Genomic DNA, 14,377 nt, shown 5'->3' with positions numbered 1-14,377 from the left:
CTCCACGGGCGCGGTCAGACGACGGGAGCAGGGTCCATCCGTTGACTGATGACCGTCGTCACACCGTCGCCGCGCATCGTGACGCCGTAGAGCGCGTCGGCGATCTCCATGGTCCGCTTCTGGTGCGTGATGACGATGAGCTGGGAGTCCTCCTGCAGCTCGCGAAAGATCTCCAGGAGCCTGCCGAGATTCACGTCGTCGAGCGCCGCCTCGACCTCGTCCATCACGTAGAACGGGCTCGGCCGCGCCTTGAAGATCGACACGAGGATCGCCACCGCGGTCAACGACCGTTCTCCCCCCGAGAGCAACGAGAGGCGCTTGACCTTCTTGCCGGCGGGGCGGGCCTCGACCTCGATCCCCGTCGTGAGCATGTTCGTCGGGTCCGTCAGGACGAGCCTGCCCTCACCCCCGGGGAACATCCGGGCGAACACGCCCTCGAACTGGCGGGCGGTGTCGGCGAACGCCGAGGTGAACACCTCCTCCACGCGGCGGTCGATGTCGCTCACGATGTCGAGGAGGTCCGACCGGGACTTCTTCAGGTCCGCGAGCTGGGTGGTGAGGAACGTGTGCCGCTCCTCGAGCGCGGCGAACTCCTCGAGCGCGAGCGGGTTGACCTTCCCCAGGGCTCGCAACGCGCGCTCCGCCGACCGGAGACGCTTCTCCTGCTCGGCCCGGACGTACGGGACCTCACGGGGCTCACCGTCCTCGTCGAGGGCGTCGTCGCCGGTGCACGGCACCGGGCGGTGCGGTCCGAACTCCTCGACCAGCACCGCCGGGTCCAGTCCGAGCTCGTCGACGGCGCGCTGCTCGAGCTGCTCGACGCGCAGGCGCTGCTCCGCCCGGGCGACCTCGTCACGGTGCGCCACGTCGGTGAGCTCGCGCAGGCGCTGCTCGAGCCCGGAGACGGCCGCGCGCACCACCCCGAGCGTCTCGTCCCGCACGGCGCGTGTCTGCTCGAGCTCAGCCTTCCCGTCGGCCGCCCGCTGGACGGAGTGCTCCACCACGCGCACCGCCTGCTCCGCGATGTCGGAGACCTCGCGCGCGCGGCGGGCACGACGCACCCGGACCTCCTCGCGCCGAGCGGCGCGCTCCCGCGCCTGGCGCTCGTTCGCGACGGCGCGGTCGAGCGCCTCGGCGCGCCCGGACAGTGCTCGCTCCCGTTCCTCCTGCGTGCGGAGCGCGAGACGAGCCTCCGTCTCGGTCGCCCGTGCCGCCTGCGCCGCCTGCGCCGCCTCGTCACGCTCGCCCTGGGCGGCCACCACCGACGCCTCGGAGGCCTCGGGCTCGGCCGCCGCCACGTCGTGCCGCTCGACGAGCGCCGCGAGGAGCTCGCGCTCCTCGCCGAGGGAACGCTCGGCCCGTTCGAGGTTCACGCGCGCACGGTCGGCCTCCGCCGTCGCACCGCGCGTGGTCGCGCCCAGGTTCCCGAGACGTTCCGCCACCGCCGCGAGCGCCGCGTCGTTCTCGTCGAGACGCCCGAGGGTCTCCTCGTAGCGCTGGTCGGCCGCGGCCAGCGCGAGCTCGGCGTCGGCCAGTTCTCGAGAGATCTCTGCGACGAGGGCGTCGACGGCATCACGCCGTTCGCGCGCGTCGTCCACGGCGGCCTGCAGGTGCAGCACGCCCGGCGCGGACGCCGATCCGCCCCAGGCCTGCCGGGCGCCGAGCACGTCCCCGCCGCGGGTCACCGCGACGAGCCGCGGCTCGCTCTCCACCAGGATCCGTGCGGCGGTCAGGTCCTCGACGACCACCACGTCGCGCAGCAGCGCCGCGACGACGTCGCGAGCCGCGTGCGCCGGTGTGACGACGTCGGTCGCCCACGACGCCGCGGGCGGCAGGTCGATCTCCGGCCGTGCCGGAGCGTCGGCGGCGTCCAGGACGACCAGCCCGGCCCGCCCCGCGTCCTCGGTCCGCAGGTGCCGCAGGGCGTCCACGGCGGCACCGACGTCCTGGACGGCGACGGCGTCGGCAGCGGGGCCGAGCGCGGCGGCGACGGCGTCCTCGTACCCCGGCGCGATGCCGACGAGCGCGGCGACCGACCCCTCGGTCCGTACTCCGTCGGCGCCGAGCAGCTCGCCGACACCGTCCTTTCGGGTCAGGCTCAGCTCGAGCGTCTCGATGCGTGCGGCGAGGGTCGCCCGCTCCTGCTCGGCGGCGCGACGGCGCTCGACCAGTGCGTCGACGGCGTTGCGGGCCTCGGTCCGCGCCCCGGCCGCCTGCTCGTGGGCGGCGTCCAGCCCGACCTCCCCCTCCTCCGCGCCCGCGGCCTCCGCCTCGAGCGACGAGAACTCCGCGCGCGCCTGCTCGGCCCGTCGGCCCGCCTCCGCGACGACCTCGGTCAGCCGTCCGATCTCCGCCTCGACGGCCTCGACCCGGCTGCGCCGGGCGGCGACCTTCCCGGCGAGCGTCGCGAGCCCCTCCCGGCGGTCGGCCTCGCCGCGCACGAGCGTCGCGAGCGCCCGGTCGGCCGCCGCCGAGGACTCTTCCGCGGTCTGCCGTGCGGCCTGGGCCGCGGTCAGCCCGTCGCGCGCGGCCTCGACCTCGGCGGCCAGCTCCCGCTCTGCGGCACGGACACGCTCGGCCTGCCGGGCGAGCTCGTCGGGATCCTGCCCCTGGTGGGCCGGCTCGGGCGTGCCGAGCATCCGGAGCCGCTCGCCGGCGAGCTGCCGGGTGCCGACGAGCCGTTCGCGCGCGGAGGACAGCCGGAACCAGACGTCGGTGGCGGCGGCCAGCTCCGGGGCGGCCCGCGCGGCCTCCTCCTCGAGCGAGGCCAGCTCGGTGCGTCGCGACGCGAGGTCGGCCTCGACGGTCGCCTGCTGCGCCCGGACGGCGGCCTCGTCCGCCGACTCCTGCTCGAGCCGCGCGGTCGCCTGGGCGACGTCGTCGGCGAGCAGTCTGGCGCGAGCGTCGCGGACGTCCACCTGCACGGTGCCCGCCCGGCGCGCGACCTCGGCCTGCTTGCCGAGCGGACCGAGCCGCTTGCGGATCTCGGTCGTGAGGTCGGCGAGCCGCGTGAGGTTGCCCTGCATCGCGTCGAGCTTGCGGAGGGCCTTCTCCTTGCGCTTGCGGTGCTTGAGAACGCCCGCGGCCTCCTCGATGAACCCGCGCCGCTCCTCCGGGGTGGCACGGAGCACGGCGTCGAGCTGCCCCTGCCCGACGACGACGTGCATCTCCCTCCCGATCCCGGAGTCCGAGAGCAGGTCCTGGATGTCGAGGAGACGGCACGCGGAGCCGTTGATCGCGTACTCCGACCCCCCCGACCGGAACAGGGTGCGCGAGATGGTGACCTCGCTGTAGTCGATCGGGAGCGCCCCGTCGGCGTTGTCGATCGTCAGCGACACCTCGGCGCGGCCGAGCGGCGGACGGCCGGCGGTGCCCGCGAAGATGACGTCCTCCATCTTGCCGCCACGCAGGGACTTCGCGCCCTGCTCGCCCATGACCCAGGCGAGCGCGTCGACCACGTTCGACTTGCCCGAGCCGTTGGGGCCGACGACGCACGTCACTCCCGGCTCGAACCCGAGCGTCGTCGCCGACGCGAACGACTTGAAGCCGCGGAGCGTCAGGGTCTTGAGGTGCACGGGTCACACACTAGCGACGCACGGCCCCGGACACACGGACGCCGCCCCGGCCGAGCGGCGCGGGGCGGCGGAGACTCGTGGTGTCAGCCGAGCTCGGGGAACCAGAGCCCGATCTCGCGGGTCGCCGACTCGGCGGAGTCGGAACCGTGCACGAGGTTCTGCTGGACCTTGAGCCCCCAGTCACGCCCGAGGTCACCACGAATGGTCCCCGGGGCGGCGGCGGTGGGATCGGTCGCACCCGCGAGCGATCGGAAACCGGGGATGACGCCCTGCCCCTCGGCGACGACCGCCAGGACCTTGCCGGAGAGCATGAACTCGACGAGCGGCTGGTAGAAGGGCTTTCCCTCGTGCTCCGCGTAGTGCTGGGCGAGGACGGCGGGGTCGGCGTCGACGAGCTTGACGGCCGCGAGCACGTAGCCCTTGGCCTCGACGCGGCGAAGAACCTCGCCCGACAGCCCCCGGCGGACGCCGTCGGGCTTGACGAGGATCAGTGTGCGTTCGATCGGTGCATCAGTCATGGCACGAGCCTACCGCCGCGTGATCAGGCGACGTTCGGGGCCGTCTCGGGGTGCGCGGCGTCGTACTCCGCACGCTCCCGATCGATCCGCGAGCCGAGGACGAGCGAGGCGATCCACATCACGACGAAGATCGCGCCGACGAGGAGCATGAGCGGGATCGCGATCCCCGTGGCGAGCACCGGGACCTGGACGAGGCTCCCGGCCACGTACCCGCCCGTGGAGTCGAGCGTCCGGGAGAGCACGAGCAGAGCCACCATGAGCGTGCCCCCGATCACCCAGACGGTCGTCGCCGAGGGCACGTCCATCCACTCGGGCCACCCCGCCTCGTTGCGCCGCAGGGCGTGGGCGGCCATGGTCGCGAACAGCACCAGGCACGCCTCGAGCACCAGCGTCGCCGAGGCGAACTGCTGCTTCGCCGACTTCTTCGGGCGGATGCGCGGCGCGTCCTCCCCCGACCGGACGATCGGGTCGGGGGACGCGGGCTGGGTCGAGTCGCTCACGCGGTCAGGATACCGATCTCGGGGGCTCGCCGCTGCGACCCTCGTCGTCGCCGTCCGCGACGCCCGGGTCGGCACCGGGCGCGGCGCCCACGGGGGCACTCACCGGCGACGGTTCGACCGGCTCCTCTCCCGTGCCTGCACCGGTCGTGGGCTTCGGGGCGGCGAGCGCCTCACCGCGTGCCACCATCCCCGCGGTGTCCGAGAGCTTGACCACCGGCAGGAACAGCGCGAGGACGAACCCGAGGGCCAGCAGCGGCACGAGGTACCAGAACGACGGCGCCAGCGCGTCGGCGTAGGCATCGACGACTCCGGAGTGGAGCGGCTCCGGGAGCTGCTCGACGGCAGCCGGCGTGATCGAGTCCGCGCCGCCGGGATCGCCCGCGCCCGGGACACCGGTGAAGACCTCGGTGAGGTTCTCCGTGAGCCGCGAGGTGAAGATCGTCCCGAACAGCGCGGTGCCGACGGCGGCACCGATCTCGCGGAAGAAGTTGTTGGCGCTCGTGGCGGTCCCGATCTCCTGCGGATCCACGGAGTTCTGGACGGCGAGCACGATCGTCTGCATCACGAGTCCGATGCCCGCGCCGAGCACGAAGATCATCGCGCCGAAGAGGACCATCGACATGTCGCCGGTCATGGTGGTCATCCAGACCAGGCCGAGCGTCGCGATCGCCATCCCCGCGATCGGGTACGGGCGGTAGCGGCCCGACTTGACGATCGCGAACCCGGAGATGATCGAGGTCGCCATGAGCCCGACCATCATCGGGATCATGAGCAGGCCCGACTCGGTGATCCCGGCGCCGGTGGACATCTGCAGGAACGTCGGCAGGAACGCGAGGGCGGCGAACATGCCCATGCCGATGGTGAACCCGATCGAGGTCGCGATCGTGAAGGTGCGGTTCTTGAAGAGGCGCAACGGGAGGATCGGGTCCTGGGCCCGGAGCTCGACCACCACGAAGAGAGCGACCGACACCAGCGTCCCCGCGGCCAGCGCGAGGAGCGCGGGGCTGCTCCAGTCGTAGCCTCCGTCGGCCACCGACTCCCAGCTCGTCAGGAGGATGATGCCGGAGGTCGCGAGCACGAGGAAGAAGATCCCGGCGACGTCGACCCGACGTCGGGCGGAGTGGCTGGGGAGCTTCAGCGCGACGAACGAGATGATGAAGGCCGCGATGCCGACGGGGATGTTGATCCAGAAGCACCAGCGCCAGTCGGCGTGCTCGGTGAAGAACCCGCCCAGCAGGGGGCCCGCCACGGCGGAGATCCCGAACAGGGCACCCATCGGCCCCATGTACTTCCCGCGCTCCCGCGCCGGGACGATGTCCGCGATGATCGCCTGGGACAGGATCATCAGACCGCCGCCGCCGGCTCCCTGGACGAAGCGCCAGAACACCATCTGCCCCATCGTGTCGGCCATGCCCGCGCCGGCCGAGGCGACGGTGAACAGGGCGATCGCGCCGAGGAAGAGCCAGCGACGCCCGAAGACGTCGCCGAACTTCCCGTACAGCGGCATCACGATGGCGACGGCCATGATGTAGGCGGTCACCATCCAGGCCTGGTGCTCGACGCCCCCGAGGTCGCCCACGATCGTCGGCATCGCGGTGCCGATGATCGACTGGTCGAGGGAGGCCATGAACATGCCGGCCATGAGGGAGCCGAAGATCAGCCAGATCGTCTTGGGGGTCAGGACGATCAGGGGTTCGTCCTGGGTGGTCGTGGTGCTCATCGACGAGCCTTTCCGGTACAGGGTGGGATTGCGGGCCGGCGGACGCGAGTGGTCAGGCCAGCAGGGTGCGGATCTCCGCGAGGATTGGTTCGACATGGTCGGCCGGCGTGCCGTCCGCGCCGTGCCGCTCCCAGCGCATGAAGGCGCCGCGCACGGCGGACATCATGACGACGCCGACCAGCTCGGAGGCGACGTCCTCCCCCGTCGTCGCGCGACGCCGGGCGAGCAGCTCGTCAAAGCTCGAGCGCTGGTCCTCCATCCAGGCGACGTGCCGGACGAGCAGCCGGGGCTCGGCCCGCGCGAGCTCCATCGCGGCAGCAAGTCGGTGGCCGGAGAGCGCGGGTGCGGAGAGCAGGTCCCGGAGCACCACGACGGTGTCGTCCACGAAGCGTCCCGTCGGCCCGCCGGCCACGAACGTGGCGGCGACGGTGTCGTCGACCGAGACCTCCGTGAGGCCGAGGATCGCGTGCTCCTTGGACTCGAAGTAGTTGAAGAAGGTCCGCGACGAGACTCCGACCGCGTCGCAGATCATCTCGACCGTGACGCCGTCGCTCCCGTGCTCGCGCACGAGGGCGTGGGTCGCGTCGATCAGCGCCTCGTGGCGCTCGCGCTTCTTGCGCTCGCGCAGTCCAGACTTCTCCATGGAGAATATTCTTGCACGGCCTGCACTATTTCAGTGACTGAAATAATGTGGCCCCGGACACGCTAGAGCTCGCCGAATCCCGCCTCGACCGCCTCGACGACGGCCTGGCGGGCCTCGGCCGCCTGCGGGCCCTCGGCGACGATCGTGAGCTCTCTTCCCTGTGTCGCACCGAGCTTCATCAGCTCGAGGACGCTGGCGCCGTCCACCCCGTCGACGCGGACCTGGGCGTCGAACCCGGCGATCATCCGGGCAAGGACGGCCGCGGGCCGGGCGTGCAGGCCCAGGGGGTTGCGGAGCACGACCACGATCTCCCCGTCGGCCGCTGCAGCACCGTCCGTCGTCGCGTCCATGACCGCATACTCCGACCCGACCGGCGCCCCGCGCAAGCTCACCGCGGCATTCTCCGCGGCGGCGACGACGTCGGACGCGGCCAGGCCGCCGTGCGCGGCCACCGCGGCAGCGACGGCACCCTCGACGAACGGACCACCGGCCAGTCGGACGTCCAGCCCGTCCTCGAGGTCGAGGACGGACTCGACCGTCAGCACCGCAGACCCGAGGTCCGCGAGCACGACCGCGGACCCACCGTCGGACGTCACGTCCGTCAGCGCCTCGAGAATCCGGTCGAAGCTCGTCCCGAGCCGCCGGTCGTCGGCTCCCCCGACCGGGACGATACGGACCCCGGGCGCCATCTGGCCGGCGAGCTCGGCGAGCCCGTCCGCCAGGGCGGCCGAATGAGAGACGAGGACCAGCGAGACGCGGCTCATCGGCCCTCGCCCACGGCCCGCACGGCGGCGTCGAGGATCAGCGCCGTGGAGGTCGCGCCGGGATCCGCGCTCCCCGCGCTCCGGTCCCCGAGATAACTGGCGCGACCCTTGGTCGCGACCATCGACGTCGTCGACGCCGCACCCGCGGTCGCCGCGGTGGACGCCCGGCGCAGGACCTCCTCGGCAGATGCGCCCTCGTGCGCGGCGGCCGCAGCGGCGTCGGCGGCCGCCTGCCACGCGTCGACCATCGTCTTCTCCCCGGGCACGGCCTTGCCCCGGGCCGTCACACCGTCGAGCGCACCCTCGACGAGAGCCACGACGGCGCTCGCGTCGAGAGAGGGGACTGCTGTCGCCTTGGCGGCACGCAGGTAGGCGGTGCCGTAGAGCGGCCCGGAGGCTCCGCCGACCTTCGACATCAGCGTCGTCGCGATGAGCTTGAGCACGTCTCCGACGTTCTCGGGCTCGGGGTCGAGCGCGTCCAGGCGTTCGACGACCGCGCGGTACCCCCGGTCAAGGTTCTCGCCGTGGTCGCCGTCCCCGATCCGTCGGTCCAGCTCGGTCAGCTCCGCCTTGGCCAACCCCACCGCCTCGGCGGTCAGTCGTACCCAGCGCACAGCCCACGAAACGTCCAGCATCCGTCACCCTCACTTCTGACATCGTCGGCATCGGCGGTCCGGGCCTTGCCCGCGGCCGTCGCTACCAGTGCAGCGCCGCGGTGCGCACGGGTGCGTCCCACAGCTGCGTCGTCTCGTCGTCGAGCCGCAGGACAGAGACCGACGCGCCCTGCATCTCCAACGACGTCACGTAGTTGCCGACGAGCGAGCGCGATACCGAGACGCCCAGCCCCTCGAGCCGTGACCGCGCACGACGATAGACGACGTAGAGCTCGGAGAGCGGGGTGCCGCCCATTCCGTTAACGAACAGCAACACGCTCTCCCCGTCGGTCAGCCCCAGGTCCTCGACGACGGGGTCGAGGAGCTGGTCCGTGATCTCGTCCGCCGTGGCCACCGGTGCCCGCCGCCGACCGGGCTCGCCGTGGATGCCGATGCCGATCTCGATCTCGTCGTCGCCGAGCTCGAACCCGGGTCGTCCCACGTGGGGCACCGTGCACGGGGCGAGTGCCACGCCCATCGTCCGGACGTTGTCTGCGACGCGCTGCGCGACGGCGGTGACGGTCTCGAGGTCGTCGCCGCGGGCGGCCGCCGCACCGGCGATCTTCTCGACGGCGACCGTCCCCGCCACACCACGACGTCCCGCCGTGTAGAGCGAGTCCTCCACCGCGACGTCGTCGTTCACGAGCACCGTCGTGACGCGGTGGTCGTCGTCCCCGGCGAGCTCGACGGCCATCTCGAAGTTCAGGACGTCGCCCGTGTAGTTCTTCACGATCGCGAGAACACCGGCCCCCGAGTCGGCCGCCTCGAGCGCAGGCTGGATCTGGTCCGGCGTCGGCGACGTGAACATCTCGCCCGGGACCGCGGCGTCGAGCATGCCGTCGCCGACGAATCCTGCGTGGAGCGGTTCGTGGCCGCTCCCCCCGCCGCTGACCAGGCCCACCTTGTTCGGCACGGGGCCACCCGCACGGGTCACGTACGTCGGGTCCAGGGAGAGCTCGACGAGATCGGCATGAACCGCCGTGAATCCCTCGAGACTCTCCGTGACCGCGTTCTGCGGGTCGTTCAGCAACTTCTTCATCGCACGAACCTCCGTTGGTCGGCGGTCCGCGCGCAGGACGACGGACCCGTACCCCCATCCAACACCTCCCCGGCCGGGTCGGCGAGGGCGGGCCCCGCCGACCCGGCCGGGCGAAGGTCTCGCTCCTATCGTCGGCGCAGCAGTGCCCGCGCGTCGGCGGCCGTGATGACCGACCCGGTCACCAGAACTCCCGTCCCGGTGCCGACGCCCACCGTGTCCTCGGCCTCCGCCAGGTCCGCGGCCCGCGCCACGGCGTCGCCCAGCTGCTCGACGACGTGCACGCGGTCCTCGCCGAAGACCTCGCGCGCGGTGTCGGCAAGGTCCAGCGGGTCGGCGGACCGGTCGGCACTGTTGCTCGTGACGACGATCTCAGCCAGGTGCGGCTCGAGCACGGCCAGCAGGGCCTCCGCGTCCTTGTCCGCCATGACCGCGACGACGCCGACGAGGTGCGTGAACGCGAACGACTCCTCGAGGGCGGCGACGAGCGCCTCGGCACCCGCCGGGTTGTGGGCGGCGTCGACGAGGACCGTCGGGCTTGAGCGGAGGACCTCGAGGCGCCCTGGAGACGTCACGTCGGCGAACGCGGCCTCGACGACCTCCCCGCCGAGCGCGCGACCGCCGAGGAACGCCTCGACCGAGGCGAGCGCCAGGAGCGCGTTGTGCGCCTGGTGCGCGCCGAGCACGGGAAGGAAGATCTCCGTGTAGAGGCCCGCCGGTGTCCGCAGGTTCAGCAGCTGCCCGCCGACGGCCGGGGTGCGGCCGGCGACCTCGAGGTCGACGCCGTCGCGCAGCACACGCGCGTTGCGCTCGGCCGCGGTCTCGAGGATGACGAGCTCGGCCACCTGCTCCTGCTCCCCCACGATCACCGTCGCGCCGTCGACGATGATGCCCGCCTTGTTCTCGGCGATCTCGGGCAGCGTGTGACCCAGCCACCGCTCGTGGTCGAAGGCGACAGGGGTGATGACCGCGACCTCGCCGTCGACGACGTTGGTCGAGTCCCAGGTCCCGCCCATGCCGACCTCCACGACGGCGACGTCGACCGGGGCGTCGGCGAAGGCGGCGAAGGCCATGACGGTCAGCACCTCGAAGAAGCTCAGGCGTGGGCCCCCGGACTCCTCCGACTCGCGGTCCACGACCCCGACGTAGGGCGCGACGTCCTCCCAGACCGCGACGAACTCGCCCGCCGTGAGCGACTCGCCGTCGACCGCGATCCGCTCGGTGACGCTGGTCAGGTGCGGGCTGGTGAAGCGCCCGGTCCGCAGGCCGTGCTCGCGCACGAGCCGCTCGACCATGCGCGCCGTCGACGTCTTGCCGTTGGTCCCGGCGACGTGGATGGTCCGGTAGGCCTTCTGCGGGTCCCCGAGCAGCTCGAGCACGCGGGCGACCCGGTCGAGCGTCGGGTCGATGTCGTGCTCGGGCGCACGATCCATGATGTGCGCGTAGACCGTGGCCAGCGCCTCCTGGCTCGCGGCGTCCTCGGTCGCCTCCCGCTCCTTGCGCCGACGGTCTCGTGCATCGCGCTCGTTCTTGGACGGACTCATGCGCGCGCCACCTCCACGGTGATCGTGTCGGCCGTCCCCACCTGGACGGTGACGGCCAGCGTCTCGCGAGCGATCAGCTCACGGTGCTCCTCGACCGCGGCCACGTTCGCCTGCGGAACGCCGAGCGTCAGGACGATGCGGTCCGAGACGTCGAGGTCGGCGGACTTGCGTGCCTCCTGAACCTCGCGCACGACGTCGCGGGCGAAGCCCTCGGCGACGAGCCCCTCGTCGAGGGTCAGGTCCAGGACGACGAACCCGCCTCCGGGCAGGACGGCGGCCGCGACCTGCCCGTCGTCCCCGCCCCCGACCACGGTCGAGAGCTCGTACTCCGACGCGAGCAGCGGCACGTCGCCGGTCTCGGTGGTGACCACGACCTCGTCGCCGTCCGTGCGCCAGGAGCCGGACTTGGCGGCCTTGATCGCCGCCTGCACCCCGCGCCCGAGCCGCGGTCCGGCGGCACGGGCGTTGACGGCGAGCCGCTGGGTGATGCCGAACCGCTCGGACACGGTGTCCGTGAGCTCGACGACGTCGACCTCCTTGAGGTTCAGCTCCGCGGCGAGCAGGTCGACGTAGGGCGACAGTGCGCCCGGCTCGGCGACGGCAACGGTCAGACGGCGCAGGGGCTGACGCACCCGCTGCCGGTTCGCCTTGCGCAGCGAGAGGGTGTGGGAGACCACCGCGCGCACCTCGTCCATCGCCGCGACGAGCGCCTCGTCCGGGACGAGCGCCGCGTCGGTCGGGCCGGTTGCGCCGGTCGAGCCGGTCGAGCCGGTCGCGCCGGTCGCGCCGGTCGCGCCGGTCGAGCCTGTCGAGACCACGGGCCAGTCGGTCAGGTGGACCGAACGCCCACCGGTCACGCCCCTCCAGACCTCCTCGGCGGTCAGGGGCGCCAGCGGCGCCATGACGCGCGTGAGCACCTCGAGCGAGGTCGCGAGCGTGTCGAAGGCGTCGTGGTCCTCGGACCAGAAACGGTCCCGCTGCGTCCGGACGTACCAGTTCGTCAGGACGTCCAGGTGGACGCGGACGCTCTCGCACGCCCCGGCGATGTCGTAGGAGTCGAGCTGCTCGGTGACGCGGACGACCAGCTCGGACGTCTTGGCGAGGAGGTAGCGGTCGAGCGCCGGGAGCCCGGCCACGCGGTCCGCCGTCACGGGCTGCGCCACGTAGCCCGCGCCGTCGTGCGCCTTGTTGGCGTAGAGGGTGTGGAAGTAGTACGTGCTCCACAGGGGCAGGAGGACCTGCCGCACCGAGTCGCGGATCCCCTCCTCGGTCACGACGAGGTTGCCGCCGCGCAGGATCGGCGAGCTCATCAGGAACCAGCGCATCGCGTCGGCCCCGTCCCGGTCGAGCACCTCGGTGACGTCCGGGTAGTTGCGCAGCGACTTGCTCATCTTGCGCCCGTCAGAGCCGAGCACGATCCCGTGCGAGACGGCCGAGCTGAACGCGGGACGGTCGAAGAGCGCCGTCGACAGGACGTGCAGCAGGTAGAACCAGCCACGCGTCTGGCCGATGTACTCGACGATGAAGTCGCCCGGGAAGTGGTGCTCGAACCAGTCGGCGTTCTCGAACGGGTAGTGCACCTGGGCGAACGGCATCGACCCGGAGTCGAACCAGACGTCGAGGACGTCGGGGATCCGGCGCATCGTGGACCGCCCGGTCGGGTCGTCCGGGTTCGGGCGGGTGAGGTCGTCGATGTACGGACGGTGCAGGTCGGGCTCACCGTCGGCGTTCAGCGGGAGCCGGCCGAAGTCCGCCTCGAGCTCCGCGAGAGACCCGTAGACGTCCGTGCGCGGATAGTTGTCGTCGTCGCTGACCCAGACCGGGATCGGGGTGCCCCAGTAGCGGTTGCGGCTGATCGACCAGTCGCGCGCGCCCTCGAGCCACTTGCCGAACTGGCCGTCCTTGATGTGCTCGGGCGTCCAGTCGATCTGCTGGTTGAGCTCGACCATGCGGTCCCGGAACTCGGTGACCCTCACGAACCAGCTGGAGACGGCCTTGTAGATCAGCGGGTTCCGGCACCGCCAGCAGTGCGGGTAGGAGTGCTCGTAGGTCTCGTGCCGCAGGACGACGGCACGCCGTGCCTCGTCCACGCGTGCGAGCGGACCCGTCCTTGCCTTGAGGTCCTTGATGATCGTGGGGTTCGCGTCGAAGACCTGCTCGCCCGCGTAGTCCGCGACGGCGTTCGTGAACCGACCCCGCCCGTCGACGGTGAGGACCGCCTCGATGCCGGCGACCGAGCACACGGCCATGTCGTCCTCGCCGAAGGCCGGGGCGAGGTGCACCAGCCCGGTGCCGTCCTCGGTCGAGACGAAGTCCGCGACCAGGACACGGTGCGCGTTCTCGTGGCCCGCGAAGTAGTCGAACGGCGGGGTGTAGGACGCCCCGGCGAAGTCGCTTCCGGTCATGATCGAGAGCACCGTGGGGTCCTCCCCCAGCTCCTTCGCGTACGCCGCGAGTCGCGAGACGCCGACGACGACGCGCTCCCCCTCGAGGGAGGAGCCCTCGCCCGGCTGGACGACGACGTACTCGATGTCCGGCCCGACGGCGATCGCCAGGTTGGACGGCAGCGTCCACGGCGTGGTGGTCCAGATCAGGGCGAGGGCGCCCGAGGCCGGGCCCGCGTCGTCGGACAGCCGCACGCCGACCGTGAGCGCCGGGTCCTGCCGCGACTGGTAGACGTCGTCGTCCATCCGCAGCTCGTGGTTGGACAGCGGGGTCTCGTCGCGCCAGCAGTACGGCAGCACGCGGTAGCCCTCGTACGCGAGGCCCTTGGTGTGCAGGGTCTTGAACGCCCACAGCACAGACTCCATGAACGTCACGTCGAGCGTCTTGTAGTCGTTCTCGAAGTCGACCCAGCGCGCCTGGCGGGTGACGTACTGCTCCCACTCGGCGGTGTAGGTCAGGACCGAGCTGCGGCACGCCTCGTTGAACGCGCCGATCCCCATCGCCTCGATCTGCGACTTGTCGGTGATCCCGAGGATCCGCTCGGCCTCCAGCTCGGCCGGGAGACCGTGGGTGTCCCACCCGAAACGTCGCTCGACGCGCTTGCCACGCATCGTCTTGAACCGCGGGACGACGTCCTTGGCGTAGCCGGTGAGCAGGTGTCCGTAGTGCGGCAGCCCGTTGGCGAACGGGGGCCCGTCGTAGAAGACGAACTCGTTGTCACCGTTCGTCCCGGCGTCCCGAGCCTCGACCGACGCACGGAACGTGTCGTCGTCCTTCCAGAACGCGAGGACGTCGCGCTCGATCCCGGGAAGGTCCGGGGAGGCGGGGACGTCCGACGACGGGCGGTGCAGCGGGTAGGCCATGGCTCAGGCTCCAAGTTCGAGTGGTCCGGGTCTCGCATCGAGGACGACTCGCCCGTCCGGGCGCTCCGCGGTACCACCTCGCTTGCCGACGCCACCCCAAAGGGGCACCACCGACC

General features: G+C 71.9%; 10 protein-coding genes. All 10 read right to left on the bottom strand.

What is annotated here, in order from left to right; genetic code table 11:
* Positions 1–14 precede the first annotated feature (14 nt).
* On the bottom strand, positions 15–3,575 hold the full coding sequence (gene smc / locus Q343_RS0105270) for a chromosome segregation protein SMC (RefSeq protein ID WP_029252538.1): 3,561 nt from the start codon (positions 3,573–3,575) through the stop codon (positions 15–17).
* An 83-nt stretch (positions 3,576–3,658) separates the two neighbouring features.
* Entirely contained in the window at positions 3,659–4,093 is a 435-nt protein-coding gene (ndk, locus tag Q343_RS0105265; protein ID WP_029252537.1) for a nucleoside-diphosphate kinase, read from the bottom strand.
* 23 nt (positions 4,094–4,116) lie between these two features.
* Entirely contained in the window at positions 4,117–4,593 is a 477-nt protein-coding gene (locus Q343_RS0105260; protein WP_231959189.1) for a DUF4233 domain-containing protein, read from the bottom strand.
* Between the two features lie 4 nt (positions 4,594–4,597).
* Positions 4,598–6,313 carry an MDR family MFS transporter gene (locus Q343_RS0105255; RefSeq protein ID WP_052366869.1) on the bottom strand — a complete coding sequence of 572 codons (1,716 nt, stop codon included), beginning with the start codon at positions 6,311–6,313 and terminating at the stop codon, positions 4,598–4,600.
* A 52-nt stretch (positions 6,314–6,365) separates the two neighbouring features.
* Positions 6,366–6,956 carry a TetR/AcrR family transcriptional regulator gene (locus tag Q343_RS0105250; RefSeq protein ID WP_029252534.1) on the bottom strand — a complete coding sequence of 197 codons (591 nt, stop codon included), beginning with the start codon at positions 6,954–6,956 and terminating at the stop codon, positions 6,366–6,368.
* Between the two features lie 62 nt (positions 6,957–7,018).
* On the bottom strand, positions 7,019–7,720 hold the full coding sequence (gene dhaM / locus Q343_RS0105245) for a dihydroxyacetone kinase phosphoryl donor subunit DhaM (RefSeq protein WP_029252533.1): 702 nt from the start codon (positions 7,718–7,720) through the stop codon (positions 7,019–7,021).
* A complete protein-coding gene (dhaL, locus tag Q343_RS0105240) occupies positions 7,717–8,355 on the bottom strand; it encodes a dihydroxyacetone kinase subunit DhaL (RefSeq protein WP_029252532.1) in 639 nt (212 codons plus the stop codon). Before dhaL ends, dhaM begins: the two co-directional genes overlap by 4 nt.
* Positions 8,356–8,416: 61 nt before the next feature.
* Positions 8,417–9,412, bottom strand: a complete 996-nt coding sequence (gene dhaK, locus Q343_RS0105235; RefSeq protein ID WP_029252531.1) for a dihydroxyacetone kinase subunit DhaK — start codon at positions 9,410–9,412, stop codon at positions 8,417–8,419.
* A gap of 125 nt (positions 9,413–9,537) precedes the next feature.
* Positions 9,538–10,953, bottom strand: a complete 1,416-nt coding sequence (locus tag Q343_RS0105230) for a bifunctional folylpolyglutamate synthase/dihydrofolate synthase (RefSeq protein ID WP_029252530.1) — start codon at positions 10,951–10,953, stop codon at positions 9,538–9,540.
* Positions 10,950–14,261 (bottom strand): isoleucine--tRNA ligase, encoded by a 3,312-nt coding sequence (ileS, locus tag Q343_RS0105225; protein ID WP_029252529.1) that lies wholly within the window; start codon positions 14,259–14,261, stop codon positions 10,950–10,952. Before ileS ends, Q343_RS0105230 begins: the two co-directional genes overlap by 4 nt.
* Positions 14,262–14,377: the final 116 nt, after the last annotated feature.

The organism is Paraoerskovia marina DSM 21750 (assembly GCF_000701465.1).
Classification (GTDB): domain Bacteria; phylum Actinomycetota; class Actinomycetes; order Actinomycetales; family Cellulomonadaceae; genus Paraoerskovia; species Paraoerskovia marina.
The sequence above is the reverse complement of the archived record's forward strand: the minus strand, read 5'-3'. Positions and strand labels throughout refer to the sequence as shown.